The organism is Pseudomonas putida group bacterium ESBL64, from assembly GCF_045277175.1.
Lineage (GTDB): Bacteria > Pseudomonadota > Gammaproteobacteria > Pseudomonadales > Pseudomonadaceae > Aquipseudomonas > Aquipseudomonas alloputida.
In genome coordinates, this window is the sequence record NZ_CP145799.1 from 3,237,501 (window position 1) to 3,262,541 (window position 25,041).

Below are 25,041 nucleotides of genomic sequence, written 5' to 3' on the forward strand. Positions count from 1 at the left end.
GCGGCACCATGGCCGGGAAGTTGAATGGGGTGATACCGGCAACCACGCCCAGCGGCTGGAAGTCGGACCAAGCATCGATGTTCGGACCGACGTTGCGGCTGTACTCACCCTTCAGCACTTCAGGGGCTGCACACGCGAACTCGACGTTCTCGATACCACGCTTCAGTTCACCGGCGGCGTCTTCCAGGGTCTTGCCGTGCTCTTCGCTGATCATCTGCGAAATCTTGGCTTCGTTCTGCTCCAGCAGTTGCTTGAAGCGGAACATCACCTGGGCGCGCTTGGCCGGAGGGGTGTTGCGCCAGGCCGGGAAGGCTGCCTTGGCCGAGTCGATCGCTTCCTGCACGGTTGCGCGGCTGGCCAGTTCGACCTTGCGAACGGCCTGGCCAGTGGACGGGTTGAAGACATCGGCGGTGCGCTCACCCTTGGTAACCAGTTCGCCGTGAATCAGGTGCTGAACAATGCTCATGCAAAACTCCAGATAAACAAAGGAGAGCCAGGCGCGCGCTGCGGGCATGCGCCTGGCATCAAAATCGGAAAGATCAGTCGATCAGGTTCAGGGTTTCGCCTACAGCATCGAACAGGCGGTCCAGTTCCTGCGGCTTGGTATTGAAGGTTGGGCCGAACTGCAGGGTGTCGCCACCAAAGCGTACATAGAAGCCGGCTTTCCACAGCTTCATGGCCGCTTCGTATGGGCGAACGATGGCATCACCGTCACGGGCGGCGATCTGGATGGCGCCGGCCAGGCCGTAGTTACGGATATCGACGATATTCTTGGTGCCCTTCACGCCGTGCAGCAGCTTCTCGAAATGCGGCGCCAGTTCAGCCGCGGACTGCACCAGGTTTTCCTTCTGCAGCAGGTCCAGCGCGGCGAGACCGGCGGCACAGGCTACCGGGTGCGCCGAGTAGGTGTAGCCGTGTGGGAATTCCACGGCGTATTCCGGGGTCGGCTGATTCATGAAGGTCTGGTAGATCTCGCTGCTGGCAATCACTGCGCCCATCGGGATGGCGCCGTTGGTCACCTGCTTGGCGATGCACATCAGGTCCGGGGTAACGCCGAAGGCTTCCGAGCCGGTCATCGCGCCCATGCGGCCGAAGCCTGTGATCACTTCGTCGAAGATCAGCAGAATGTTGTGCTGGGTGCAGATTTCACGCAGACGCTTCAGGTAACCCTTCGGCGGCGGCAGCACACCGGCCGAACCGGCCAGCGGCTCGACGATGACTGCTGCGATGTTGGAGGCATCGTGCAGCTCGATCAGCTTGAGCATTTCGTCAGCCAGCGCGATACCGCCCTCTTCCGGCATGCCTTTGGAGAAGGCGTTCACTGGCAACACGGTGTGAGGCAGGTGGTCGACGTCCAGCAGCTGACCAAACATCTTGCGGTTACCGTTGACGCCACCCAGGCTGGTACCGGCGATGTTCACGCCATGGTAACCACGGGCACGGCCGATGATCTTGGTCTTGGTTGCCTGGCCTTTCAGGCGCCAGTAGGCACGCACCATCTTCAGCGCGGTATCGGCGCACTCGGAACCGGAGTTGGTATAGAAGACGTGATTCAGATTGCCCGGAACCAGCTCGGCGATCTTTTCCGCCAGCTGGAACGACAGCGGGTGGCCGAACTGGAACGCTGGGGAGTAGTCCAGCGTACTCAGTTGGCGGGTCACCGCGTCAGCGATTTCCTTGCGAGTGTGCCCTGCGCCGCAGGTCCACAGGCCAGACAGGGCGTCGAAGATCTTGCGCCCGTGGTCATCGACCAGGTAGTTGCCTTCGGCCGCCACGATCAGGCGTGGGTCGCGCTGGAAGTTGCGGTTGGCGGTATAGGGCATCCAGTGGGCGTCCAGCTTGAGCTGGCTGGCGATACCCGTGGGGGCGGTTTCGGGCATGTTCATCGGCGGTTCCTCGGAAGACGATTAGGCAACGATGGATGTTGTTGCAGCTAAGTTGGCACGGCGATAGAGTCTGAAAAAGCCTACATTTCTAACCTTCAGGCAGGCCGAGACTAAACTGATGAGCCGAAGACCCGATCCACTCGCCCAAGTCAGCGATTTCGACATCCGCCTGCTGAAGATCTATCGCAGCGTCGTCGAGTGTGGTGGCTTCTCCGCTGCCGAAAACGTACTGGGCATTGGTCGCTCGGCCATCAGCCAGCAGATGAACGACCTCGAACAACGCCTCGGCCTGCGCCTGTGTCAGCGCGGCCGCGCCGGTTTCTCGCTGACGGAGGAAGGCCGCGAGGTCTACCATTCAGCCCTGCAACTGCTCAGCGCGCTGGAAACCTTCCGCACCGAGGTCAATGGCCTGCACCAGCATTTGCGCGGCGAGCTGAACATCGGCCTGACCGACAACCTGGTGACCCTGCCGCACATGCGTATCACCCATGCCCTGGCGGAACTCAAGGACCGCGGCCCTGATGTACGCATCCAGATCCGTATGATCGCCCCCAGCCAGGTCGAGCACGGCGTGCTCGACGGCAGCCTGCACGTTGGCGTCGTCCCACAGACCAGCCCGCTATCGGGGCTTGAGTACCAACCGCTGTACAGCGAACGCTCGCTGCTGTACTGCGCAGTCGGCCACCCGCTGTTCTACGCCGACGACCAGCAGATAGACGACGAACGCCTCAACAGCCAGGAAGCCATCACCCCCACCTTCCGCCTGCCGGCCGACATCCAGGCGCACTACCAGGCGCTGAATTGCACAGCCAGTGCTTCTGACCGCGAGGGCATGGCGTTTCTCATCCTCACCGGGCGTTATATTGGCTATCTGCCCGACCACTACGCCATGTTCTGGGTACAGCAAGGCCGTTTGCGTGCGCTCAAGCCCAAGGAGCGCTTTTATGACCTGAGCCTGAGCTGGGTTACCCGCAAAGGCCGGCGCCCCAACCTGGTGTTGGAAAGCTTCCTCGAAAGCCTGGCTGCGACACGTTGATGCCAGTCTGTGCCGCAAACGCTTGTCACTTCGGCACAGGCAGGTAATCTTGTCCCACAGCCGCAGCCACTGCCCCGTACGGAATCGTCCATGACCCTAGAAGTCCCTGCGCATCGCCTCTCCGCCTCGGGCAAGCCCGCGGGCCGTATCCGCCAGAAGAACGAACAGGCCATTATCCAGGCCGCCGAAGATGAGTTCGCCCGCCATGGTTTCAAGGGCACCAGCATGAACACCATCGCCCTCAAGGCGGGGTTGCCCAAGGCTAACCTGCATTACTACTTCACCAACAAGCTGGGCCTGTACATCGCCGTGCTCAGCAACATCATCGAGTTGTGGGACAGCACCTTCAACGCCTTGAGCGTCGATGACGACCCCGGTGAAGCCCTGAGCCAGTACATCCGCACCAAAATGGAGTTCTCCCGGCGCAACCCGCAAGCTTCGCGCATTTTCGCCATGGAAGTGATCAGCGGTGGCACCTGCCTGACCGAATACTTCAGTGCCGATTACCGCGAATGGTTCCGCGGCCGTGCTGCGGTATTCCAGGCCTGGATCGAAGCAGGCAAAATGGACCCGGTCGACCCGGTGCACCTGATCTTCCTGCTCTGGGGCAGCACCCAGCACTATGCCGACTTCGCCACCCAGATCTGCCAGGTGACTGGCCGCAGCCGCCTGACCAAGCAGGACATGGAAGACGCGAGCAACAACCTTATCCACATCATTTTGAAGGGCTGCGGCATCAAGCCGGCTGCCTGACTGTCCTTTATGCCTTCTACCCTGCTCGACCTCTGCGAATACCGCGAGGAAATCCGCAAAAGCCGCTTCATCACCCTCGCCGGGCCGATCAGCAGCGCCGCCGAAGCGATGAGTTTCATCGAACGCCACAGCGACCTGGCCGCTACCCACAACTGCTGGGCCTGGAAACTCGGCGCGCAGTACCGCAGCAGTGACGACGGCGAACCCGGCGGCACTGCAGGGCGGCCGATACTGGCGGCCATTGAAGCGCAGGACTGCGACCAGGTGGTGGTGCTGGTGATCCGTTGGTACGGCGGCATCCAGCTGGGTACCGGCGGCCTGGCCAGGGCCTATGGCGGCGGCGCCAACAAGTGCCTGCAACAGGCGCCCAAGCGCCTACTGGTGCAGCGCAGCCACTTCAGCTGCAGTTGCAGTTTCAGCGAACTGGCGCTGGTGAAGTTGCGCCTGGCCGAGATTGACGGCCTGGTCCTGGATGAACAGTTCACCGCCAATGGTGTGGACCTGGTGATTGCCCTCGGTGACGCCCACCTGGCGCCATTGCAACAGCAACTGGCGGACCTGAGCCGCGGGCGTATTTTGCTCGAAGCACGCTGAACATTGCCCACAACAACTGTGGGCCTGCCTGTGGATAAGCTTGGGGCACTCTCTTGCAGGCTAGTGATTTCGAGGCCCCCAGAGCTTTGATCATATTTTGATCACTATTTGATGACAGTCGTAAACTGCTGAATGTGCGCGACTTATCCCCAGCGAACCGCCCATCCAAGCCGCACCCCGCTTGCTCACCTTGCACACAATAACTGTGGACCAGCTTGTGGATAACCCGTGCGCCAACAGGCGAAGCGCCCGGCCCCGCAAGGCCCAGACAAAACTGACCATTTTTTAACCAGACGTAAACCAGGCACGCGTATTCGCCGTGACGTATGCTCAATTCCTTTCTCCTACACCGATAAAGGAATGTTCCTATGGCCAATTCAAGAACTGCCCTCATCATCGGCGCCTCGCGCGGGCTTGGCCTGGGCTTGGTACAACGCCTGCACGAAGACGGTTGGCACATCACTGCCACCGTCCGTAACCCGCAGCAGCCCGGCGCCCTGGCGAACGTGCCCGGCGTGCATATCGAGCAGCTGGAAATGAACGACACCGTTCAGCTCGACAGCCTGAAGCAATGCCTGCAAGGCCAGGTGTTCGACCTGATATTCGTCAACGCCGGAGTCATGGGCCCCCTGCCGCAAGACCTGGAGGCAGTCCACAACAGCGACATTGGCGATCTGTTCATGACCAACGCTGTGGCGCCGATACGCGTGGCTCGCCGCCTGGTGGGTCAAATACGCGAAGGCAGTGGTGTGCTGGCTTTCATGAGCTCGATCCTGGGAAGCGTCACCATCCCAGACGGTGGCGAAATCTGCCTGTACAAGGCCAGCAAGGCGGCACTGAACTCGATGATCAACAGCTTCTTCGTTGAGCAGCAGCGCCCGGACCTGTGCGTGCTGGCCATGCACCCGGGCTGGGTGAAAACTGACATGGGTGGCGAAAACGCCGAAATCGATGTGCTCACCAGCACCCGCGGCATGATCGAACAGATCAAGGCCCAAAGCGGCAAGGGCGGCCTGCGTTTCATCAACTACAAGGGCGAACCCTTGGTCTGGTGATTCACCAGGTCGCAGCCCGGCTGGGCGCATTGCCCAGCCAGCCCCTGTAGAATGGCCGCAACCGTACCTGATTGAGATGACCACTATGTATGACTGGTTGAACGCCCTGCCCAAGGCCGAACTGCACCTGCACCTGGAAGGCTCACTGGAGCCAGAGTTGCTGTTCGCCCTGGCCGAGCGCAACAAGATCGCCTTGCCCTGGGCCGATGTGGAGACCTTGCGCGGTGCCTATGCCTTCAACAACCTGCAGGAGTTCCTCGACCTGTATTACCAGGGCGCGGATGTGCTGCGCACCGAGCAGGACTTCTACGACCTGACCTGGGCCTACCTGCAACGCTGCAAGGCCCAGAACGTGATCCACACCGAACCCTTCTTCGACCCGCAGACCCACACCGACCGCGGCATTGCTTTCGAAGTGGTGCTCAACGGCATCAGCCAGGCGCTCAAGGATGGCCGCGAACAACTGGGCATCAGCAGCGGCCTGATCCTCAGCTTCCTGCGCCACCTCAGCGAGGATGAAGCGCACAAGACCCTCGATCAGGCCTTGCCGTTCCGCGATGCGTTCATTGCCGTAGGCCTGGACAGCTCGGAGATGGGCCACCCGCCCAGCAAGTTCCAGCGGGTGTTCGACCGCGCCCGTAGCGAAGGCTTCGTCGCCGTTGCCCATGCTGGCGAAGAAGGCCCGCCCGAGTACATCTGGGAAGCCCTCGACCTGCTGAAGATCAAACGTATCGACCATGGCGTGCGCGCCATCGAGGACGAGCGCCTGATGCAGCGCATCATCGACGAGCAGATCCCGCTCACGGTGTGCCCGCTGTCCAACACCAAGCTCTGCGTGTTCGACCACATGAGCCAGCACAACATCCTCGACATGCTCGAGCGTGGTGTGAAAGTCACGGTCAACTCGGACGACCCGGCCTACTTCGGTGGCTACGTCACGGAGAACTTCCACGCTCTGCATACCCACTTGGGCATGACCGAAGACCAGGCTCGTCGCCTGGCGCAGAACAGCCTGGACGCACGGCTGGTTTGAGTAGCATGACGACGTTGCGCTCAACCGACCTGCAACGTCGCCACGCGGGCTATGCGATTGATCTGCTGGATACCCAGCGCCGAAATATGCAGTGCCCGCGAGTCCTCTATCTCGCGCATCCAGCCAGATTGCAGGAACAACCTGAACAAGGCCTGACCCAGTACGCCACCCAGATGCGGGCCTTGGTCATTCCATTCGGTGCAGCGGCAGATCACGCAACCTCGTTGCTGGTGTGGCGCCAGGGCATCGATGTACACCCCGACCAAGGCCAACTGCGCCCGCCCCTCGTCACTGACCCTCAAGTGCCGTCCGCTGCCTTCCAACCAGCCAGCCACCACCATGCGATGGTACAGCTCACTGGCCAACTCCCCACCCAGGTGATCGCCACAACGGCGCGCCCGGCGCATCGACAGCGGCAGCGACGATACCGGCGCTTCGGCACGCTCTCCCCTGGCGCTTTCCAGCTGTACGCTGGCCAAGGCCTCTACCGCCGCTCCGACCTGCGGGGTAGCCAGGCAGAAGTAACGTTTGCGGCCCCTGGCTTCATGCCTGAGCAAACCGGCCGACGACAGCAGCGAAAGGTGCGCGCAGGCTGACGATGAAGTCAGGCCAGTCATTATCGCGAGCTCATTGGCCAACCGCGGTGTGCCATCGATCAATGCCCACAACATGGCACTTCGCTTGGGGTCGGCCATCAGGCTGGCGATCTGGCTGATACTGCTGGCTGCGTTCATGTCCTTGTAACTCCCTGCAAGTTCACTGTGGGGATGCGATGGCCAACCCTGCCAGGGAAGCGCCTCTCGCTGGCACTGGCCTGGCTCGCCAGTATAAGCCGCAGAAAACGCCGGTTCAGACGGCCAGGTGCCATCGTACTCATGACGAAAAACCACTGGGTATGCCTACCCATGGCAAGCAGCGAGGCGGCTTCGAAAACGCCCCGGCACCCAGTCAATCAAGGCACCGGTACGCCCACACAAACGCGCTGAAACATCTTGATGAAAACAAACTTGCAGCCATTTCAGATGTGGCCCACAGCAACCTTCCACAAATAGTGCGAAACAAAGCGAAGGTTCTGCGGGTTTGCAGGCATTGCGCCCAAAGTAGGAGACACCGCCAGGAAAATGCACACACTTACCGTCAGTCAGGACGCTGAAGCCGTGTCATGGCAGGCTGGCGGGCCAGCGCTACACTTGAGCGGCTCCCCTTCCTGGAGGTATGCAGCGATGAAAATTATCGTAAGTGCGTCGAGCCGAAACCCCGCCTGCCCTTGGCAAGTCCAGCTCGATCAGCATGTGGTCAGTTTCCGCAGCGAGGCTGAGGCGCGTGCCTTCGTCGCCACGCTGGAAACCCGGCTGCAGGCACCTCACCCGCTCATGCGGGAGCCTTGGCCTGCAAACGCCGGGTCAACAGCGCAACACTGACCACCAGCGCCCCGCACAGGCTGATCACGATTGCCATGGGCACCGCACTGCCATCATGCAGCAGCCCGACCAGCGCCGCAGCACCCGCAGCTACGCTGAACTGCACACAGCCCATCAGTGCCGAGGCGCTGCCGGCACGCGCGCCCTGTCCACTCATGGCGCAGGCCGAAGCATTGGGAATGATGCAACCAAGGCTGGCGATACAGATGAACAGCGGCACCAGTAGCGGCCACAGTTGCGCAGGGCGCAACGCCGCCACGCCCAGCAACACCAGGCCCGCAACCAGATACAGCCACACCGCACGGCCCAGCAGGAAGGCCGGCCCGCGTTTGGCCAGCAGGCGGGCGTTCACCTGCGCCACCAGAATAAAACCTGCGGCGTTGGTGCCGAACAGCCAGCCGTAGTGCTCAGCGGGCACGCCATACAGTTTGATGAACACGAAAGGTGAACCGGCGATATAGGCAAACATGCCGGCAATGGCGATACCGCCGGTCAGGGCATGGCCGAGGAAAACCCGGTCAGCCAGCAGCCGCAGGTACTGGCGCAAGGCGCCAGACAGCGGTTGCCGGGGTATATGCTCGGGCAGGCTTTCCGGCAGGCCCAGGCTTACCGCCAGCAGGCAGCCGGCACTGAACAGGCTCAGCGCAAGGAAGATCGACTGCCAGCCGGCCAGGTTCACCAGCACCCCACCCAGCATCGGTGCCAGGATCGGCGCCAAGCCCATGACCAGCATCAGTTGCGAAAACACTTTGGCTGAAGCTACCGGGTCGCACTTGTCGCTGACGATGGCCCGCGAAAGCACCATGCCGGCACAACCACCCAGTGCCTGGATGAAACGCGCCACCACCAAGGTATCGAGGTTGGGGGCGTAGGCACAGGCCAGTGATGCCAAGGTGAACAGCGTAACGCCGAACATCAGCGGTTTGCGTCGGCCAAAGCGGTCGGCAACCGGCCCATAGGCCAACTGCCCGATAGACAGGCCCAGGAAGTAGGCGGCCAATGTGGCCTGGACGTGTTTTTCATCGGTGGCGAACGCTTGCGCCATGGCCGGGAAGGCTGGCAGGTAAAAGTCGATCGCCAAGGGCCCGAACGCACTGAGTGCGCCCAGGATGAGCACCATTCGCAGGTTCATCAGGAATCCATAGCAGGCTAAGCAAGTGACTGATTCTACCTGCTGTGGACCCTGTCAATGTGAAAACATTTGCAACACTGTTACCCCCGGTGGGAGCAATCAGGTCTTCAGGCGATTTCGGCCTGATACCCCTCATCGCGAATCGCAGTGAGAATCTGCTCCTGCGCCAACTCGCTCTGCACACGCACCTGTTTACCTGCCAGATCAACTTCCACCCTGGCTGCCGCATCCTGCTCCTGCACCGCGCGGGTCACGGCTTTCACGCAATGGCCGCAGGTCATGCCTTGTACATTGAACACTTGCATGGGGGTTACCTCCTTCAGGTTTTTCACAAGTCTCAAGCTTGCCATGAGGGCAAGGTCAAGCCCTGCCTGCAACGCCCGGGGTGGAAATCCGCGTCCGCGTCGGCCAAGCTGCGCCTTTGACGATCAGGCAAGCAGGAGATTTTTCATGTTCAGGGCAGCATTGGGCGTCGTCGGGCTCTTGGGCGCGCTGGCTGTGGTGCCACCGGCATTCGCCGAGGGCAACTCGGCCTACAGCGTACTGATCATTTCCCGGGAGCGCCTGGAAGTGGCCACCAGTTGCGAAATCGGCGTATACCTCAACGACCAGCTTTCCGGGCGCGTTTTCCAGGAGCAGTCCACCTCGTTCAACCTGCCGCCTGGCCCGGTGGATGTGCGCCTGCGCCTGCTGCCTGGGCAAATGCCGGGTTGCGCCGCAGGTATAGAGGACCAGCGCAGCACGCGTTTGAATCTGCAGGCGGGCCAGATCAACAAATACCGCATCGCCATGGGGCAATATGGGCTGGAGTTGAAACGAGCCGACCTGGGCTATTGACCTTGCCTGCGTGGCAAGGTTGATGCTGGAGGCCTGTCCAAGGAGGAGAGCCATGCCCGCATCCACCACATACGACCTGCCGATCTCCGGCATGACCTGCGCCAGCTGTGCTGGCCGGGTCGAGCGCGCCCTGCGCAAGGTCACCGGCGCTGAACAGGTCAGCGTAAACCTCACCACTGAAAAAGCCCGGGTTGTAGCCCCGCCTGCCAGCCTGCCAGCCTTGGTCGAAGCCGTGCGCGAGGCCGGTTACGGGGTACCAACCCGCACCCTCGAACTGCAGATAGGCGGCATGACCTGCGCCAGTTGTGTCGGCCGAGTAGAGCGCGCCCTGGGCAAATTGGCCGGGGTCGAGCGGGTCAGCGTCAACTTGGCCAGCGAACGCGCGCACCTCGAAGTGCTTGCGGCCCTTGATGACAACCTGCTGATCGACGCTGTGCAAAAGGCAGGCTACAGCGCCAGCCTGCCGCAATCGACCAAGGACGACCAAAGCGCTGTCCAGCGCCGCCTGCGCAACGAGCGCCTGGCAGTCGGTGCAGCCTTGCTGTTGGCCCTGCCGCTGGTATTACCCATGCTGGTACAACCGTTCGGCTTGCACTGGATGCTACCCGCCTGGGCGCAGTTCCTGCTGGCCACACCCGTGCAGTTCATTCTCGGTGCCCGCTTCTACATTGCAGCCTGGAAGGCCGTGCGCGCCGGCGCCGGCAACATGGACCTGCTGGTGGCCCTGGGCACCAGCGCTGGTTATGGCCTGAGCCTGTACCAATGGGCACAGGCTCCCGCCGGTATGGCCCCGCACCTGTACTTCGAAGCCTCAGCCGTGGTGATTGCCCTGGTATTGCTGGGCAAGTACCTGGAAAGCCGCGCCAAACGCCAGACCGCCAGTGCCATCCGAGCCCTCGAAGCCCTGCGCCCGGAACGCGCCCTGCGCGTGGTCGACGGCGTGGAAGAGGACGTGGCCATCGCCCACTTGCGCGTGGGCGACCTGGTACTGGTCAAGCCCGGCGAACGCTTCCCGGTCGACGGCGTGGTCGAAGACGGCAGCAGCCATGCCGATGAGGCCCTGATCAGCGGCGAGAGCCTGCCAGTGCCCAAGCAACCCGGCGACAGCGTCACCGGTGGCGCCATCAATGGCGAAGGCCGGCTGCTGGTGCGTACCCAGGCGCTGGGCACCGAGACCGTGCTGGCGCGCATCATCCGTCTGGTGGAAGACGCCCAGGCCGCCAAAGCACCGATCCAGAAGCTGGTCGACCGTGTCAGCCAGGTGTTCGTCCCGGCCGTGCTGGTACTGGCCCTGATCACCCTGATCGGCTGGTGGTTGGCTGGGGCACCGCTGGAAACCGCGCTGATCAACGCCGTCGCCGTGCTGGTCATCGCCTGCCCCTGCGCCCTCGGCCTGGCCACGCCCGCCGCGATCATGGCCGGCACCGGGGTCGCCGCCCGCCACGGCATCCTGATCAAGGATGCCGAAGCTCTGGAGCGTGCCCATGCGGTCAACCGCGTAGTGTTCGACAAAACCGGTACCCTCACCTCCGGCAGCCCGCGGGTGGTTCACAGTCAGGCGCTGGACGGCAACAGTGCCGACCTTCACCGCCTGGCCGGCGCCCTGCAGCGCGGGAGTGAACACCCGCTGGCCAAGGCGGTACTGGTGGCCTGTGCAGAGCAAGGGCTGGACGTGCCAACCGTTGCCGACAGCCAGTCACTGACCGGGCGCGGCATTGCCGGGCGCGTTGAAGGCCGTGAACTGGCGCTGGGCAACCGCCGACTGCTTGACGAAAGCGGTCTGCAGCCCGGCGATTTGGCCGCCCAGGCCCAGGCCTGGGAAGCGGAAGGGCGCACACTGTCGTGGCTGATCGAGCGCGGCGCGCAACCGAGAGTCGTGGGCCTGTTCGCCTTTGGTGACAGCCTCAAGCCTGGCGCCGCGCAGGCCATCGAAACCCTGCACACCCAACACATCAGCAGCCACCTGCTGACCGGTGACAACCGTGGCAGCGCCAAAGTGGTTGCCGAGGCACTGGGCATCGACGATGTGCACGCCGAAGTGCTACCGGCCGACAAGGCCGCGACCGTGGCCGCGCTCAAGCAGGATGGGGTGGTCGCCATGGTTGGCGATGGCATCAACGATGCACCGGCGTTGGCCGCGGCCGACATCGGCATTGCCATGGGTGGCGGTACCGACGTGGCCATGCAGGCCGCCGGCATCACCCTGATGCGTGGCGACCCGCGTCTGGTGCCCGCCGCGCTGGAAATCAGCCGCAAAACCTACGCGAAGATCCGCCAGAACCTGTTCTGGGCCTTCATCTACAACCTGATCGGCATTCCGCTCGCCGCGCTGGGTTACCTCAACCCGGTACTGGCAGGAGCTGCCATGGCCCTGTCCAGTGTCAGCGTCGTCAGCAATGCACTGTGGCTTAAAACGTGGAAACCCACCAGCAGCACCCAGGAGGCGCCATGAATATCGGCCAGGCCGCCCGCCGCAGCGGGCTCAGCACCAAGATGATCCGTTACTACGAGTCCATCGGCCTGCTCAAACCCGCCACTCGCAGCGACAGCGGCTACCGCCTGTACCAGGCGCAAGACTTGCACAACCTGGCCTTCATCAAACGCTCCCGCGACCTGGGCTTTTCCCTCGAAGAGGTCGGCAAGTTGCTGACCTTGTGGCAGGACCGCCAACGTGCCAGCGCCGATGTGAAGGCGCTGGCCATGCACCACATCGATGAACTGAACCGGCGCATCGAGGAGCTGGTGAGCCTGCGCGACACCCTCGGCGAGCTGGTTTCGCACTGCCAGGGTGACGACCGTCCGGACTGCCCGATCCTCAAAGACCTGGCCAATGGCGCTGCGGGCAGCTGCTGTCACTGAGCTGCCACGCGCCTTTGGCATGCCATAAATGTCCAAACACGACCGAATAGTCACCAACCACGACTTTATCCAATAAATACGGGCGTTTTGGCTTCATAAAACCCGGATGCTGCCGATGCAGTTGCTACCTGCCTCGTGTGTCGAAAACAAAAATTCCGGGAGCGTCGATGAGCATCAAACAGAAACTGACCTGGGCATTCGCGGTCATCGCCGGCTTGCCCATCGTTCTCGTGGCCACCCTGGTGGTCATCAACCTGCGCGGCGAAGCCCGCGACGGATTCCTCGACAGCAGCAGCCGGGAAATCCGCCAGGTCAGCAACGCGATGAACATCTTCTTCCAGGGGATCAACCAGAACGTCGAGTACATGGCTTCCCAGCCAATGGTTGCCGCCACGGGCAGCGAGCTGAACAAGTACATGAGCGCAACCCCGTCCTACGAACTGGGCGAGCAGGCCAGCAAAATTCTCGACTTCATGACTCGCCTGGCCAACTCACACCCCGCCTACGCCTACCTGTCCTACGGGGTGAATGACGGCGGCTACACTGGCTGGCCGGCCGGCCAGAAGTTTGTCAATTATGACCCACGCACGCGCCCCTGGTACCAACTTGCCATGGCCAACCCTGGCAAGACGATGCGTACCGGCGCCTACTACTGGGCCGCCGACGATGCGGTGCTGGTCAGCACCGTGCGCACCGTGGCCAACCAGCTGGGCAACCCCGGCGGCGTGGTCAACATCGACGTGTCGCTCAAGGGCCTGACCGAAATCGTCAAGCAGATCAAACTGGGCGAAAGCGGCTACCTGATGCTGGTGGAAAGCAACGGCAACGTGATGGTCGACCCGCGCGACGCCGCCCACAACTTCAAGCAGCTGGGAAGCTTTGGCGACGGTTACGCCAAGCTGGCCAAAGCCGGCAAAGGCCTGGTCGAGGTCGAACTCAATGGCGTGCACTACATGGCCAACGTCTACCCCGATCAGCAGCTGGGCTGGACCTTCATCGGCCTGATCGAACAAAGCGAAGTGATGCAGACCACCACCCGGCTCACCTGGCTGATCGGTGTCATCGCTGTGGTGTTGGCCTCGCTGTTCGCGGTGGTCGGTGCGGCCTTCGCCAAACTGATCGTGCGCCCGATCAACAGCGTCACCAACGGCCTGGAGGACATTGCCCAAGGTGAGGGTGACCTGACCCGCAACCTGGAAATCCGCGGCCGCGACGAAACCGCGCAACTGGCCAGCTGGTTCAACCAGTTCCTCGGTGCCATTCGCAGCCTGATCCAGCACATCGGTGCTGCCGCCAGCAAGATCCTCAGCACGTCCAGCAGCTCGACCCGCGTCTCCAGCGACATGGCCGAGGCGGCCGGCCGCCAGCGCGAAGCCGTGGATATGGTTTCCACTGCATTCCACGAAATGGTCGCCACCGCCAATGAAGTGGCACGGTCCTGCAGCCAGGCCGCGCAGTCGGCCGACAGCGGCCAGCAGCAGGCCCGCGAAGGGCAGCAACAGATCGATGCAGCGGTACACAGCGTTGATCGCCTGAGCCAGGAGATCGAGCAATCGGCCCAGTCGATCCAGCAACTGGAGCGTGACAGCAACGCCATTCAGTCGATCCTCGGCACCATCCGTTCGATTGCCGAACAAACCAACCTGCTGGCCCTGAACGCCGCCATCGAAGCGGCCCGTGCCGGTGAGCAGGGCCGCGGCTTTGCCGTGGTGGCCGACGAAGTACGGGCGCTGGCCAAGCGTACTGCCGACTCCACCGCTGAAATCGACGGTTTGCTGGGCAACCTGGCCAGCCGTACCGCCGAAGTGGCCGAGCAGATGCACGCCAGCCTGGAAGTGTCGCAGCAGTCGGTGAGCCGCATTGGTCTGGCCCGCGACAGCTTCGGGCAGATCCGTGAGTCGGTGGATGTGATCCGCGACATGAACACCCAGATCGCCACGGCAGCCGAAGAACAGCATCAGGTGGCTGAGGACATCAACCGGCACATCAGCCAGATTCACGGGGATGCGCAGTTGGTGGCCGAGCTGGCCCAGGCGGCGCGCCAGGACTCCGAGAGCCTGGCCGGGCTGTCCAATGAGCTGGATACGCTGGTGCGCAGGTTCCGCACCTGACGTATGGCCTGTGCCGGCCCTTTCGCGGATAACCCCGCGAAAGGGCCGGCACAGGCAACCGAAAATCAGAGCTTCAATTCCCCCGGTGTCGCGCCAAACAGCTGCTTGAACGCCGCAATGTAGGCCGACGTGGAGTCATACCCACACCCCAGCGCCGCCTCGGTCACATTCTCCCCCGCCTCCAGCAACGCCAGCGACGACAACAACCGCATGCGCTGGCGCCAATTACGAAAGCTCAACCCGGTTTCCCGTTGAAACAGCCGCATCAGCGTCTTCTCCGAACACCCCAGCTCCCGCGCCCATTGCTGCAAGGTCTGCGGCTGGTCTGGTGCAGCGATCAAGCCATTGCACAGCGCCAGCAAACCAGGGTGGCGGGGCAACGGCAGCGAAAAACCGACTTCCGGCAAGGTGCGCAACTGATCGAGCAGCACTGCCACCAGACGCGATTCGGCGCTGTCGTCCTCTGGGTAATCTGCCGGGAACAGGCAGAACTGCTTGATCAGCTCGCGCGCCAGCGGCGTGACTTCCAGCACTCGACATTGTTCCGGCGCCCATGGGCAGGCATCGCGGCGCACATACAGGCTGCGCATCTCGGCTTGCATCGAGGTGACCACTTCATGCTCGGCATCGGCAGGAATCCACACACCCCACTGCGGTGGGGCAAAGTAACTGCCGTCGCGTGTGTACACGCCAAGTACACCGCTGATGGCGTAGGAGAACTGCACCCAGTCGTGCTGGTGGCGGGTAGTCCACGAACCGGCGCCAAGGCTTTCGGCACGGGCGTAGAGCGGTCTGGGCAGGTGTTCCAGCGCGGGGATAGCGCGGGGGTGTCCGATGATCGGCATGGTATGTTCTTGTAGTTCTGACCAGACAAGCCTAACAGCTGGATCATGATCGAGGCACTCACCGCCTCTGCAGTTACCCTGGAGGTGCTTCAGCGCTCGACGATAACGGTCACCCCCTGCCCGCCTGCCGCACAGATCGAAATCAGCCCGCGCCCCTTACCCGCCGTCGCCAGCAGCTTGGCCAGGTGGGCCAATATCCGCCCACCGGTTGCCGCAAACGGGTGCCCGGCCGCCAGCGAACTGCCCTTCACATTGAGTTTGCTGCGGTCGATCGCGCCCAGCGGCGCCTCCAGGCCCAACCGCTCACGGCAGTAATCGGCATCTTCCCAGGCCTTGAGCGTGCACAGCACCTGGGCAGCAAAGGCTTCGTGGATTTCGTAGTAGTCAAAGTCCTGCAGCGTCAGGCCATTGCGTGCCAGCAAGCGTGGCACGGCATACACCGGCGCCATCAACAACCCTTCGCGCCCCGTGACAAAATCCACCGCAGCGGTTTCGCCATCGACCAGATAGGCAAGCACCTGCAACCCCTGCTGCTGCGCCCACGCTTCGCTGCCCAACAGCACCAGCGAAGCACCATCGGTCAACGGCGTGGAATTACCCGCCGTCAACGTGCCCTGCCCGCTGCGGTCAAAGGCTGGTTTGAGCCTGGCCAACTGCTCAAGGCTCAGGTCGGGGCGCAGGTTGTTGTCCCGCACCAGCGAAAGAAACGGCGTCAACAGGTCGTCCTGCCAACCCTCGGCATAGGCAGCGGCCAGCTTTTGATGGCTAAGCAGCGCCAATTCGTCCTGCTCGGCGCGGCCAACGCGCCAAGTGTGGGCCATGCGCTCGCAATGCTCGCCCATCGACAACCCCGTACGCGGCTCGCTATTGCGTGGTAGCTCGGGTTTCAGGTGATGTGGCCGCAGCTTGAGTAAGGGCTGTAACCGTTCGCCAAGGCTTTTGCCACGGTTGGCCTGCAGCAATATATGGCGCAAGCCTTCGTTGACGGCGATCGGCGCAACGGAGGTGCTGTCGACACCGCCTGCAATACCGCAGTCGATCTGCCCCAGGGCAATCTTGTTGGCCACCAGCAGCGCAGCCTCCAGCCCGGTACCGCAGGCCTGCTGGATGTCATAGGCCGGGGTCTGCGGTGACAGGCGCGAACCCAACACGCACTCGCGGGTCAGGTTCATGTCGCGCGAGTGCTTGAGCACAGCACCGGCCACCACCTCGCCCAACCGCAGGCCGTGCAGGCGATAGCGTTCGATCAAGCCTTCAAGCGCGGCCGTGAGCATCGCCTGGTTGCTGGCCGTGGCGTAGGCGCCATTGGAGCGGGCGAAAGGGATCCGGTTGCCGCCCAGGATCGCGACCCGGCGAGTTGAACGCATGCGCGTGTTCCTCCTGAAACAATTTGTTCGGTACAGCCTAGGTGTTTTTACCGCATTCGAACGACCCTGCCGCAAAGTTGGTCCACACTTTCAAGCTTGCCTTTCGGGAGACCACTCATGAGCGATCGCTACCTCGGTTTTGCCAACTCCAATCTCGGCCGCCGCCTCGTGGATGCCCTTGGCCTGCCACGCCCGGCGCCACTGGAGCGCTGGCAGGCTGGACGCCTACGGCCGGTGGAAGGTGCCCTGGTACTGGGTGGCGGGCCACTGGCGAAGCAGGTCGAAGCCATCGCCCCACGCCTCACTGACGAGGTATACAGCTTCAATGCCGACAACCTGCAGGCTGAAGCCTGGGTGGCCGGCCTGGGGCCGAAAATCAAGGCCGTGGTATTCGATGCCAGTCACTTGTCCGACAGCGATGCACTGAAGCAGTTGCGTGAATTTTTCCAGCCGCTGCTACGCAGTCTGGCCCCATGCGCCCATGTCCTGGTGCTGGGCCGTGCACCGGAAAGCCTCGACGACCCACTGGCCAGCGTTGCACAACGTGCCCTTGAGGGCTTCAGCCGCTCACTGGCCAAGGAACTGCGCAACGGCGCCACTGCCCAGCTGTTGTATGTCACCCCCGGTGCCGAAGATCAGCTGGAAGGCGCCCTGCGCTTCTTCCTCTCGCCGAAGAGTGCCTTCATCTCTGGCCAGGTACTGCGCCTGCAAGCCTGCACCGGCCAGGTGGAGGACTGGACCCGCCCACTCGGCGGCCGCCGTGCGCTGGTCACGGGGGCTGCGCGCGGTATCGGCGCCGCCATTGCGGAAACCTTGGCACGGGACGGCGCCGATGTACTGCTGCTGGATGTACCGCAGGCCAGCCAGGACCTCGACGCCCTCGCTGCACGCCTCGGCGGCAAGGCACTGCCACTGGATATATGCGCTAGCGATGCGGCAACGCAACTGCTCGCGGCCCTGCCCGACGGCATCGATATCGTGGTGCACAACGCCGGTATCACCCGCGACAAGACACTGGCCAACATGACGCCGGAATACTGGGACGCCGTGCTGGCCGTGAACCTCAAGGCACCGCAAGTGCTCACCCAGGCGTTGTATGACAACGGCGCGCTGGGGGAAAACGCGCGCATCACCCTGCTGGCCTCGGTCAGCGGCATTGCCGGCAACCGCGGGCAGGCCAACTATGCCGCGAGCAAGGCCGGGCTGATCGGCCTGGCCCAGGCCTGGGCGCCACGGCTTGCCGAGCGCGGTGGCAGCATCAACGCCATCGCCCCCGGTTTCATCGAAACCCACATGACTGCAGCCATGCCCATGGGCCTGCGCGAGGCGGGCCGGCGCTTGAGTTCGCTGGGCCAGGGTGGGCGCCCGCAGGATGTCGCCGAAGCCATTGCGTGGCTCAGCCAGCCAGGCTCCGGGTCGGTCAACGGCCAGGTGCTGCGGGTGTGCGGCCAGGCACTGATGGGGGCTTGAACATGAGCCGACAATGGCACGACCTGCACAACCCGGCCGCCCGCGCCAGCCTGTACCTGCGCGCAGCCAGCAAACGCTCCATCAGCGGCGACCGGCTGCCGGACGATGGCCTGCGCTGTTTCATGCGGGTCCAACCGGGCAATCTGGGTGCCTATCGAAGGCTTTGCCACTTTCCCGATGATGGCCGCCTGCCGGGGACCTATCCTCATGTGATGGCGTTTGCCCTGCAATTGCAGCTGATGACAGCCGATGATTTCCCCTTCCCGCTGCTTGGTCTGGTACACCTGCACAACCGCATCGAAGTGCTGCGCCCCCTGGGTGGTGTCGAAGGGCTGCGTTTTGCGGTGTACGCGCACAACCTGCAGCGCCATGCCAAAGGTGGCACCTTCGACCTGGTCACCGAGGCTGAAGATGGCATCGGCCTGCTCTGGCGCGAGACCAGCCGCATGTTGGTGCGTGGCTTGACCCTGGAAGGCGAGGCAAGTGAGCCCGCCGACACGGCGCCTGATTCATTGCCCGAGGCCACCCGCTGGTATGCCGACAGTGATATCGGCCGGCGATATGCCAGGGTGTGCGGGGATTACAACCCTATCCACCTCAGTGCTGTCAGTGCGCGGTTATTTGGCTTTCCAACGGCCATTGCCCATGGCATGTGGACCAAGGCCATGGCCTTGGCCGCGCTGCGCGGGCACTTGCCGCACAGTGGCTTTGCCTTTGAGGTGGACTTCCGCAAGCCGGTCAGGTTGCCTTCAGAGGTGGTGCTCAGTGCCAGTGAAGCGGGCCCTTCGGGCCAACTGCGCCTGGACGGGCACGGGGACGTGCTGCATATGGTCGGCCGTTGGGAGTGCCTGTAGGGCCGGGCCTGTCCTGGCGGTATACGCTTGCTTTGCATCGGGCCTGGGCAGAAGCTATGCAGCAATAGGAGACCCCCGATGAACCTGCAAGAACTCACCCAACGCCTGCATCAGATCCGCGATACCAATGACTGGCGCGGCTTCCACAGCCCGAAGAACCTGGCCATGGCCGCCAGCGTCGAAATGGCCGAACTGGTAGAAATCTTCCAGTGGCTGAGCGAGGACGAATCGCGCCAGCTGCCTGCCGACAAACTGGCCCACGCCGGCCAGGAAATCGGTGACGTGGTGCTCTACCTGTTGCTGCTGTGCAGCGAACTGGGTCTGGACATGGACCAAGTGGTGCGTGCCAAGCTGGCCGACAGCGAGAGGCGCTTCGCCCGATGAACGACCGTCATTTCGATGAGCTGGCCACTCGCTTTGCCGAAAAGATCTATGGCGGCGCCAAGGGTGCGATCCGCCTGGCCGTGCTGCAGGCCGACCTGGCCGAAGCGCTACCCGACCGCCCGCTACGCATCCTCGACATCGGCGCCGGATTGGGCCACATGGCCCTGTGGCTGGCCGAGCGCGGCCACCAGCTGACTCTGGCCGAACCCGCGGCGCCCATGCTCGACGGCGCCAGGGCGCGCTTTGCCGAAGCCGGCCAGACCGCGACCTTCATCCAGGCGCCCTGGCAAGACCTGCTCGGTCAGCTGACCGAGCGCTACGACCTGGTGCTCTGCCACGCCGTGCTCGAATGGCTGGCCGAACCCGAGAGCATCCTGCCGGTGCTGCACCAGCTCACGGCCCCCGGCGGTTGGTTATCGCTGGCCTTCTACAACCGCGACGCACTGGTCTATCGCAACCTGCTCAAGGGCCATTTCCGCAAGTTGCGCAGCAACCGGCTGGAAGGTGAAAAGCAGAGCCTGACCCCACAGAAACCGCTTGATCCACGCGAACTCAAGGCGCAACTTGAGCCTATGTGGCAGGTTGAAAGCGAAAGCGGCGTGCGGGTGTTTCACGACTATATGCCCAAGGAATTCCAGAGCAAGGCCGAGCTGCTCGACCTGTTGGAAATGGAACTGGCCCACCGTCGCCACCCCACCTTCGCCGGGCTTGGCCGCTACCTGCACTGGGTTTGCCGCCCCCGCTAATCCGCCGCGCCAGGAGGAACACATGCCGTACCGTCTGTTGTGCCTGGCCCTGCTGCCCATTGCCCTGGCTGGCTGCCAGGGCAGCAACCCTTATGTGGCCAGCAGCCGCCCGTTACCACCAGCCCCTGCCCAGGCGGCCACCACCTTCGACGCCAGTGCATACCCTGCGCCCGCTCGTGATTATGGGCACTACCGCAGCTGGAGCTGGCGCAACGGCCAGTTGCCCAGCGGCGCTGTCGATGCCGACCCGGCGCAACTGGCCGATGCCGTCAGCGGTGCGCTCGACCAGCATGGCCTGCGCCCCGCTCGCACAGGCCCTGGCGACTTGCTGGTGAGCGCCGATATGCGCCTGGAAAAACGCTTGCGCCAAGTGCGTGACTACGACACCTACGACCCCTACTACGGGCCGTATCCCTATGGGGGGGTCGGCTATGGCGGCTACCGCCACGGTTATGGAGGCTATGCCAGCGTGCCCATCGTGCGTACCTACGAGGTCGAAGTCCTGGTGGTGCGCATCGACTTGTACGACGCCCGCAGCGGCCAGCCGGTCTGGAGCGCCAGCGCCGAAAGCAGCAGCAACAAGGACTCGCCCCGCGAACGCGAAAGTGCCTTGCGCGATTCTGTGCACAAGGCACTCAGCGGCTATCCTCCCAGTTAATAGCTAACGGAGAACCATCATGTTGCGCCGTCTCGTTCTACTGTCATTCGCGTTATTGCTCGCTGCCTGCTCGAGCAATAACGTCCAGCAGGATTTCGATGCCAGCCGCGATTTTGCCACCTACCGCAGCTGGGCATGGCAGGAGCCAGGCCTGCAGTACCGCCCGGATGACCCGCGGATCAAGAGCGACCTCACCGAGCAGCGCATTCGCCAGGCGGTGGCAGACCAACTCGACCAACGCGGCCTGCGTCCGGTACAAGGCGGAGCGCGGCCCGACCTGGCAGTACGCACATACCTGATCGTGGAGCAGCGCCAACAACAGATCACCACCAACTACGGCGGTGGCTGGGGTGGCTACTGGGGCGGCTACTGGGGTGGCCCGATGTACAACGAAACCCGCAGTGTCGACTACAAGGTCGCCACCATCCAGGTCGACATGTTCGATGGGCGTGACGGCAAGCTGGTATGGCGCGGCAGTGCCGAGCAGATCATGAACAACTACCCGCCAAGCCCGGAAGAACGTAACAGCGCAATCCGCAACACCGTGGCCAAGGTGCTGGGCAACTACCCACCGGGCAGCAAAAAATAGCGTTGGAACACGGCTTTTACATGCACCGCGGCCCTGCGGGAGCGGGTTTACCCGCGAAGCAATTGGCCCGGTGCATGGCACCGGCTTCGCGGGTGTTCGCGGGTGAACCCACGCCTACATAGGTGGCGATTCCAAGTACGACTGCGTCACCGACCTGGCCTGTGTCAGCTACGACAAAATCCATTCCACGCACGCCTTTTTTCAGATGCCAACCGCACTCCCCCGCACGTTCCCGTCTATCTTCATTTAAGGAAACCTGACTGACCGGGTAGATGTGTTCAACATTTGGGAAAGGCGACCTGCCAATGCAAAGCATTGTTCTCCTGCTGTGGCTTGCCTTGTGCTCCGAACAGGATGTGCGTCAACGCCAGATCTCCAACGTGCTGACCCTGGGAGTGGCTGGCTGCGCCCTGGCCTGGCTGTTCAGCACCGGCCACAGCTGGATAGGCGCCGAAGCCAACGAGGCCGGTTGGGCGCTGGCCATCGTCATGCTGCTGACCCTGCCAGGCTACATGCTCGGCCGCTTCGGCGCCGACGACGTCAAGCTGATGGGCGCCCTGGCCCTGGCCACCAGCCCGCAATATGTGCTCGGCACCTTCATTGGCGCGGGTGTCACTGTACTTGTCTGGCTACTGACCCGCCGCCGCCTGTGGACGCTGCTCAACCCCAAGGTAAAGAAGCGTTTGAAGGCCCTGACCGAGGAAATGGGCGACAAGCAGGCGTTCGTGCCCTATGTGTTATCAGGTTTTCTTCTAACGGCCGTATGGATCCAATAAGCCTTCCAGTGGTCCGATAACCTGTACACGCCTTGTACATATTCGCTGAGTGCGACTACTTTTAAGCTGCCAGAGCGTCTGGCACGGGAGCAGGGCTGTATAAGAACAGGGAGTTGATCGTGTCCAGATCAGTGAGTGAAGTAAAGGTGTTGGTGGTTGATGACCAACCGGTCATTGTCGAACAGCTGAGTGAATTCCTTCAAACCAAGGGCTATACCTGCGTTACGGCCCTCTCAACCGACGAAGCCATTGAGCACTATGTGGCAGACCCGACCATCGGCTTGCTCATCTGTGACCTGCACATGCCAGATCGGGATGGCATCGAGCTGGTGCGCGCCTTGAAGGAAATCAACGGCAGCCAGCGCACGTTCGAAGCCATCATGTTGACAGGGCGGGCCGAGAAACAGGACTTGATCCGGGCGATACGCGAAGGTTTTGCCGATTACTACCAGAAGCCGATGGACCTTGATGAACTGCTGGCAGGCGTCCGTCGGCAGGAAGAGGCCTTGCTGGAGCGCCAGCGCAACCTCCGTGATCTGGGTGGGCTGAACCAGCGCTTGCAGGAACTGGCCGAGTCGGTGGACGAACTGTATCAGGACCTGGAAAAAGCCCGTGGCCAAGGCACCCACCGGCGTGCCAGTGATGCAGAAGAAAGCGAAAGCGAGCTGCCAGCAGCGTTCGAGAAACTGTCACCACGCCAGCTGGAAGTGGCGCGCCTGGTTAGCAAGGGCAAGACCAATTACCAGATCGCCTGTGAACTGGGCATTACCGAAAACACCGTGAAGCTGTATGTGTCTCAGGTTTTGCGTTTGACGCATATGCACAACCGCACCCAACTGGCTCTGGCGCTGACCCCCAGCTCGTCGCCCGTGCACCAGCGGTTCACGACCCATTGAGTGAAGGCTCGGCACACCATTCTGGAGCGGCCTTGCGCTGCGAAAGGCTGCTCCTGCAAGCCCACAGTTGCCTGCTACAACTGGATCGCCAGGTTCAACGACAGCCGAGGCCCACGGTCCAGGCTATCCAGCGCCACATCCGCCAACGGCTTGGCCACTTCCAGCGCCACATTGAACACATGCCCACCCCCTAACCGCACACCCAGCGCCACCGACGCCAGATGGGCGTCCTCCACCGGTCCCCGGTTGTGCCAGGCCTGAGCGGTATCCACCACCGCATAGGGCTGAACCCGCGCAAGCCAGCGACTGCGCACGCTGTAGTTGAGCTCGTAAGCCACACCCCAGCCCTTGTCACCGTCCGCCTGATCGCGCGGGTAACCGCGCCCGAAATGCTGCCCGCCAAACCCCGCACGCTCGCTGTCGGGCAATCGATCATCACTCCAGTACAACGCCCCGGACACCACCCCCTGCCCGTTTTCCAACAGGGTGTCGCTCTGCAAACCGGAAAGCCGCAAGCGCAGGAAGTCGAGATCGTAGTCAGCATCGCTGCGCGCCCCCAGGTAGTCCAGCCCCTGATGGACCCCGGCACTGACGATACGCAAACGCCCCTGCTCCACCTTGCGCCAGTCACCTTCGAATGACAGCGCCCGCACATAGGTGTCGTACTTGCGAGACGATGGCTGCTCGGCCATCCGGTCTTCATCATGCTCACTGACCGAGTACACGTGCCCCTGCACCGCCAGCCACTCATTCGGCCTGACAACCACCGGCTGACGCAGGCCGATCGCATAGCGCTCACTGTCGTGCTCGCGGGTGATATCGCGGCCATCGTTCAAACGTATGCGCGTGCCGGGCTCGCTGCGGTAGCGCGACGCCGACAGCAGCAGTTGGCTACCGGCGGCGTCCAGGTACTGGCTGTAATCGAGACGCTGGTAGTAGACCCGGTCATTGCCAGGGGGCAGCAGCCAGCTGGCCCTGACACGTTCGCCATGGCGGGTCTGGGCATTGCTGGCTACGGTGATCAGGGCCTGTGCAGCATCACGGCTGGAGTCGGCCACGCTCACAGCGGCGCTGAGCGGCTTGCGCCGTGCATGCACGGTCAGCTGGGCGACACCATCGGCAGCCCGCGCCATTGCCAGTTCGGCCTCTACCACGACCCCTGGCATGCGCGTAGCCAGGCCCAGATAGCGCTCCAGCGTTTCGCGGGTCAGTGGGCGCTCGGCCTCAATGCGCGCCAGCAGCTGCTGCAAATACTCGCTGGCCGGCCCAATATCGCCGTCCACGCGGTAATCACGTACGTAACCTTCGACCAGCACCACGTTGACCCTGCCATCGGCCACATCCTGAGCAGGCAAGTAGGCATACGACAGCAAGTAGCCCTCCTGCCGGTAGCGTTGGGTCAGGCGCTGGGTGTATTGCTGCAATTCACCCACCGTGGTTTCGCGCCCGATCAGCGGCTGATAGTGTTCGCGCAGGTCGCCCAGGGGGAACACCGTGCCGCCCTCGAAGCGCACTTTATGCAGTACCAGCCGGGTGTTGGCCGGGGCCCAGTCGGGGTTGTCGATAGCCGCCCCGGCCAGCCGTATGCGGGGGCTCGCAGGGGAGTAGTCCGTCATCGGCAGGTTGGCGCTGGGCAGACGCCGCTCGTATTCATGGCTGTCGAGAAACCCCGGCAACGGGTCGGCGTGGGCAGCAAGTGCCCAAAGCAGCAACATCAGGGGCACGACCAGAGAACGCAT

26 protein-coding genes and 1 pseudogene (1 of these 27 cut by a window edge) are annotated in these 25,041 nt (G+C 62.9%); 19 read left to right on the forward strand and 8 right to left on the reverse strand.

Annotation, left to right across the window (positions count from 1 at the left end; all coding sequences use genetic code 11):
- Together V6093_RS14780 and V6093_RS14785 are read right to left on the reverse strand one after the other, a co-directional pair.
- On the reverse strand, window positions 1-466 hold the start of the coding sequence (locus tag V6093_RS14780; protein WP_003255276.1) for a CoA-acylating methylmalonate-semialdehyde dehydrogenase. 1,028 nt of this gene lie to the left of the window's left edge; only the first 466 of its 1,494 coding nucleotides appear in the window; the start codon lies at window positions 464-466; its stop codon lies beyond the left edge, outside the window.
- 73 nt (window positions 467-539) lie between these two features.
- On the reverse strand, window positions 540-1,886 hold the full coding sequence (locus tag V6093_RS14785) for an aspartate aminotransferase family protein (protein WP_004576992.1): 1,347 nt from the start codon (window positions 1,884-1,886) through the stop codon (window positions 540-542).
- Window positions 1,887-2,001: 115 nt separating this feature from the next.
- Between V6093_RS14785 and V6093_RS14790 the strand changes: the two genes are divergently transcribed.
- From V6093_RS14790 to V6093_RS14810, 5 genes are all read left to right on the forward strand, one after another.
- The gene (locus V6093_RS14790; protein ID WP_029380767.1) at window positions 2,002-2,922 is read left to right on the forward strand and encodes a LysR family transcriptional regulator; all 921 of its coding nucleotides are present in this window, start codon (window positions 2,002-2,004) and stop codon (window positions 2,920-2,922) included.
- A 90-nt stretch (window positions 2,923-3,012) separates the two neighbouring features.
- Complete coding sequence (locus tag V6093_RS14795; RefSeq protein ID WP_003255279.1) at window positions 3,013-3,675, forward strand: TetR/AcrR family transcriptional regulator; 663 nt, start codon at window positions 3,013-3,015, stop codon at window positions 3,673-3,675.
- A 9-nt stretch (window positions 3,676-3,684) separates the two neighbouring features.
- On the forward strand, window positions 3,685-4,269 hold the full coding sequence (locus V6093_RS14800) for a YigZ family protein (RefSeq protein WP_003255280.1): 585 nt from the start codon (window positions 3,685-3,687) through the stop codon (window positions 4,267-4,269).
- A gap of 368 nt (window positions 4,270-4,637) precedes the next feature.
- Window positions 4,638-5,324 (forward strand): SDR family oxidoreductase, encoded by a 687-nt coding sequence (locus tag V6093_RS14805; protein WP_265978205.1) that lies wholly within the window; start codon window positions 4,638-4,640, stop codon window positions 5,322-5,324.
- Window positions 5,325-5,409: 85 nt separating this feature from the next.
- On the forward strand, window positions 5,410-6,357 hold the full coding sequence (locus tag V6093_RS14810; protein WP_003255282.1) for an adenosine deaminase: 948 nt from the start codon (window positions 5,410-5,412) through the stop codon (window positions 6,355-6,357).
- 20 nt (window positions 6,358-6,377) lie between these two features.
- Here the strand turns inward: V6093_RS14810 and V6093_RS14815 are convergent, their stop codons facing one another.
- Entirely contained in the window at window positions 6,378-7,091 is a 714-nt protein-coding gene (locus V6093_RS14815; RefSeq protein WP_004576993.1) for a helix-turn-helix transcriptional regulator, read from the reverse strand.
- A 489-nt stretch (window positions 7,092-7,580) separates the two neighbouring features.
- Between V6093_RS14815 and V6093_RS14820 the strand changes: the two genes are divergently transcribed.
- Window positions 7,581-7,778 carry a hypothetical protein gene (locus tag V6093_RS14820; RefSeq protein WP_003255284.1) on the forward strand — a complete coding sequence of 66 codons (198 nt, stop codon included), beginning with the start codon at window positions 7,581-7,583 and terminating at the stop codon, window positions 7,776-7,778.
- Here V6093_RS14820 and V6093_RS14825 read toward each other — a convergent pair.
- On the reverse strand, window positions 7,729-8,910 hold the full coding sequence (locus V6093_RS14825; protein ID WP_003255285.1) for a multidrug effflux MFS transporter: 1,182 nt from the start codon (window positions 8,908-8,910) through the stop codon (window positions 7,729-7,731). The genes V6093_RS14820 and V6093_RS14825 overlap by 50 nt on opposite strands.
- A gap of 107 nt (window positions 8,911-9,017) precedes the next feature.
- Window positions 9,018-9,215 carry a heavy-metal-associated domain-containing protein gene (locus V6093_RS14830; RefSeq protein ID WP_003255286.1) on the reverse strand — a complete coding sequence of 66 codons (198 nt, stop codon included), beginning with the start codon at window positions 9,213-9,215 and terminating at the stop codon, window positions 9,018-9,020.
- 145 nt (window positions 9,216-9,360) lie between these two features.
- Here V6093_RS14830 and V6093_RS14835 point away from each other — a divergent pair, with 145 nt between their 5' ends.
- The 5 genes and pseudogenes from V6093_RS14835 (at window position 9,361) to V6093_RS14855 (ending at window position 14,717) form a co-directional block, all read left to right on the forward strand.
- Entirely contained in the window at window positions 9,361-9,747 is a 387-nt protein-coding gene (locus V6093_RS14835) for a hypothetical protein (protein WP_003255287.1), read from the forward strand.
- Window positions 9,748-9,799: 52 nt separating this feature from the next.
- Window positions 9,800-12,199 (forward strand): heavy metal translocating P-type ATPase, encoded by a 2,400-nt coding sequence (locus V6093_RS14840; RefSeq protein WP_406669540.1) that lies wholly within the window; start codon window positions 9,800-9,802, stop codon window positions 12,197-12,199.
- A complete protein-coding gene (cueR, locus tag V6093_RS14845; protein WP_004576995.1) occupies window positions 12,196-12,606 on the forward strand; it encodes a Cu(I)-responsive transcriptional regulator in 411 nt (136 codons plus the stop codon). Before V6093_RS14840 ends, cueR begins: the two co-directional genes overlap by 4 nt.
- A 365-nt stretch (window positions 12,607-12,971) precedes the next feature.
- Window positions 12,972-13,859: pseudogene (locus V6093_RS14850) on the forward strand (cache domain-containing protein); the annotation flags it as partial.
- A 129-nt stretch (window positions 13,860-13,988) separates the two neighbouring features.
- Window positions 13,989-14,717: a methyl-accepting chemotaxis protein gene (locus V6093_RS14855; RefSeq protein WP_371914709.1), complete on the forward strand. Its 729-nt coding sequence runs from the start codon at window positions 13,989-13,991 to the stop codon at window positions 14,715-14,717.
- Between the two features lie 65 nt (window positions 14,718-14,782).
- On the opposite strand, the gene V6093_RS14860 is transcribed toward V6093_RS14855, so the two are convergent.
- Together V6093_RS14860 and V6093_RS14865 are read right to left on the reverse strand one after the other, a co-directional pair.
- Window positions 14,783-15,562 (reverse strand): helix-turn-helix transcriptional regulator, encoded by a 780-nt coding sequence (locus V6093_RS14860; protein ID WP_003255291.1) that lies wholly within the window; start codon window positions 15,560-15,562, stop codon window positions 14,783-14,785.
- 89 nt (window positions 15,563-15,651) lie between these two features.
- On the reverse strand, window positions 15,652-16,929 hold the full coding sequence (locus tag V6093_RS14865; protein WP_406669541.1) for an acetyl-CoA C-acetyltransferase: 1,278 nt from the start codon (window positions 16,927-16,929) through the stop codon (window positions 15,652-15,654).
- Between the two features lie 117 nt (window positions 16,930-17,046).
- Between V6093_RS14865 and V6093_RS14870 the strand changes: the two genes are divergently transcribed.
- The 8 genes from V6093_RS14870 (at window position 17,047) to V6093_RS14905 (ending at window position 23,302) form a co-directional block, all read left to right on the forward strand.
- Window positions 17,047-18,399 (forward strand): 3-oxoacyl-ACP reductase, encoded by a 1,353-nt coding sequence (locus V6093_RS14870; RefSeq protein WP_019750363.1) that lies wholly within the window; start codon window positions 17,047-17,049, stop codon window positions 18,397-18,399.
- 2 nt (window positions 18,400-18,401) lie between these two features.
- Window positions 18,402-19,253, forward strand: a complete 852-nt coding sequence (locus V6093_RS14875; RefSeq protein ID WP_047605346.1) for a MaoC/PaaZ C-terminal domain-containing protein — start codon at window positions 18,402-18,404, stop codon at window positions 19,251-19,253.
- A 78-nt stretch (window positions 19,254-19,331) separates the two neighbouring features.
- Window positions 19,332-19,637 carry a MazG-like family protein gene (locus tag V6093_RS14880; protein ID WP_003255298.1) on the forward strand — a complete coding sequence of 102 codons (306 nt, stop codon included), beginning with the start codon at window positions 19,332-19,334 and terminating at the stop codon, window positions 19,635-19,637.
- Window positions 19,634-20,383 (forward strand): methyltransferase domain-containing protein, encoded by a 750-nt coding sequence (locus V6093_RS14885; protein ID WP_004576999.1) that lies wholly within the window; start codon window positions 19,634-19,636, stop codon window positions 20,381-20,383. Before V6093_RS14880 ends, V6093_RS14885 begins: the two co-directional genes overlap by 4 nt.
- A gap of 22 nt (window positions 20,384-20,405) precedes the next feature.
- Window positions 20,406-21,041, forward strand: a complete 636-nt coding sequence (locus V6093_RS14890) for a DUF4136 domain-containing protein (protein WP_003255302.1) — start codon at window positions 20,406-20,408, stop codon at window positions 21,039-21,041.
- 19 nt (window positions 21,042-21,060) lie between these two features.
- Window positions 21,061-21,630 (forward strand): DUF4136 domain-containing protein, encoded by a 570-nt coding sequence (locus V6093_RS14895; protein WP_003255304.1) that lies wholly within the window; start codon window positions 21,061-21,063, stop codon window positions 21,628-21,630.
- A 305-nt stretch (window positions 21,631-21,935) separates the two neighbouring features.
- Window positions 21,936-22,406: a prepilin peptidase gene (locus V6093_RS14900; protein WP_406669542.1), complete on the forward strand. Its 471-nt coding sequence runs from the start codon at window positions 21,936-21,938 to the stop codon at window positions 22,404-22,406.
- Window positions 22,407-22,525: 119 nt separating this feature from the next.
- Complete coding sequence (locus V6093_RS14905) at window positions 22,526-23,302, forward strand: response regulator transcription factor (protein WP_047605352.1); 777 nt, start codon at window positions 22,526-22,528, stop codon at window positions 23,300-23,302.
- A gap of 74 nt (window positions 23,303-23,376) precedes the next feature.
- Here V6093_RS14905 and V6093_RS14910 read toward each other — a convergent pair whose 3' ends face one another.
- Window positions 23,377-25,041 (reverse strand): ShlB/FhaC/HecB family hemolysin secretion/activation protein, encoded by a 1,665-nt coding sequence (locus V6093_RS14910; protein ID WP_108079008.1) that lies wholly within the window; start codon window positions 25,039-25,041, stop codon window positions 23,377-23,379.

Coding starts and splice junctions, on each gene's coding strand:
- V6093_RS14840 (WP_406669540.1), top strand. CDS start 9,800: ATGCCCGCATCCACCACATACGACCTGCCGATCTCCGGCATGACCTGC.
- V6093_RS14870 (WP_019750363.1), top strand. CDS start 17,047: ATGAGCGATCGCTACCTCGGTTTTGCCAACTCCAATCTCGGCCGCCGC.
- V6093_RS14895 (WP_003255304.1), top strand. CDS start 21,061: ATGTTGCGCCGTCTCGTTCTACTGTCATTCGCGTTATTGCTCGCTGCC.
- V6093_RS14900 (WP_406669542.1), top strand. CDS start 21,936: ATGCAAAGCATTGTTCTCCTGCTGTGGCTTGCCTTGTGCTCCGAACAG.
- V6093_RS14830 (WP_003255286.1), bottom strand. CDS start 9,215: ATGCAAGTGTTCAATGTACAAGGCATGACCTGCGGCCATTGCGTGAAA.
- V6093_RS14865 (WP_406669541.1), bottom strand. CDS start 16,929: ATGCGTTCAACTCGCCGGGTCGCGATCCTGGGCGGCAACCGGATCCCT.
- V6093_RS14820 (WP_003255284.1), top strand. CDS start 7,581: ATGAAAATTATCGTAAGTGCGTCGAGCCGAAACCCCGCCTGCCCTTGG.
- V6093_RS14860 (WP_003255291.1), bottom strand. CDS start 15,562: ATGCCGATCATCGGACACCCCCGCGCTATCCCCGCGCTGGAACACCTG.
- V6093_RS14835 (WP_003255287.1), top strand. CDS start 9,361: ATGTTCAGGGCAGCATTGGGCGTCGTCGGGCTCTTGGGCGCGCTGGCT.
- V6093_RS14825 (WP_003255285.1), bottom strand. CDS start 8,910: ATGAACCTGCGAATGGTGCTCATCCTGGGCGCACTCAGTGCGTTCGGG.
- V6093_RS14885 (WP_004576999.1), top strand. CDS start 19,634: ATGAACGACCGTCATTTCGATGAGCTGGCCACTCGCTTTGCCGAAAAG.
- cueR (WP_004576995.1), top strand. CDS start 12,196: ATGAATATCGGCCAGGCCGCCCGCCGCAGCGGGCTCAGCACCAAGATG.
- V6093_RS14815 (WP_004576993.1), bottom strand. CDS start 7,091: ATGAACGCAGCCAGCAGTATCAGCCAGATCGCCAGCCTGATGGCCGAC.
- V6093_RS14810 (WP_003255282.1), top strand. CDS start 5,410: ATGTATGACTGGTTGAACGCCCTGCCCAAGGCCGAACTGCACCTGCAC.
- V6093_RS14910 (WP_108079008.1), bottom strand. CDS start 25,041: ATGCGTTCTCTGGTCGTGCCCCTGATGTTGCTGCTTTGGGCACTTGCT.
- V6093_RS14805 (WP_265978205.1), top strand. CDS start 4,638: ATGGCCAATTCAAGAACTGCCCTCATCATCGGCGCCTCGCGCGGGCTT.
- V6093_RS14880 (WP_003255298.1), top strand. CDS start 19,332: ATGAACCTGCAAGAACTCACCCAACGCCTGCATCAGATCCGCGATACC.
- V6093_RS14855 (WP_371914709.1), top strand. CDS start 13,989: ATGGTTTCCACTGCATTCCACGAAATGGTCGCCACCGCCAATGAAGTG.
- V6093_RS14875 (WP_047605346.1), top strand. CDS start 18,402: ATGAGCCGACAATGGCACGACCTGCACAACCCGGCCGCCCGCGCCAGC.
- V6093_RS14890 (WP_003255302.1), top strand. CDS start 20,406: ATGCCGTACCGTCTGTTGTGCCTGGCCCTGCTGCCCATTGCCCTGGCT.
- V6093_RS14800 (WP_003255280.1), top strand. CDS start 3,685: ATGCCTTCTACCCTGCTCGACCTCTGCGAATACCGCGAGGAAATCCGC.
- V6093_RS14795 (WP_003255279.1), top strand. CDS start 3,013: ATGACCCTAGAAGTCCCTGCGCATCGCCTCTCCGCCTCGGGCAAGCCC.
- V6093_RS14785 (WP_004576992.1), bottom strand. CDS start 1,886: ATGAACATGCCCGAAACCGCCCCCACGGGTATCGCCAGCCAGCTCAAG.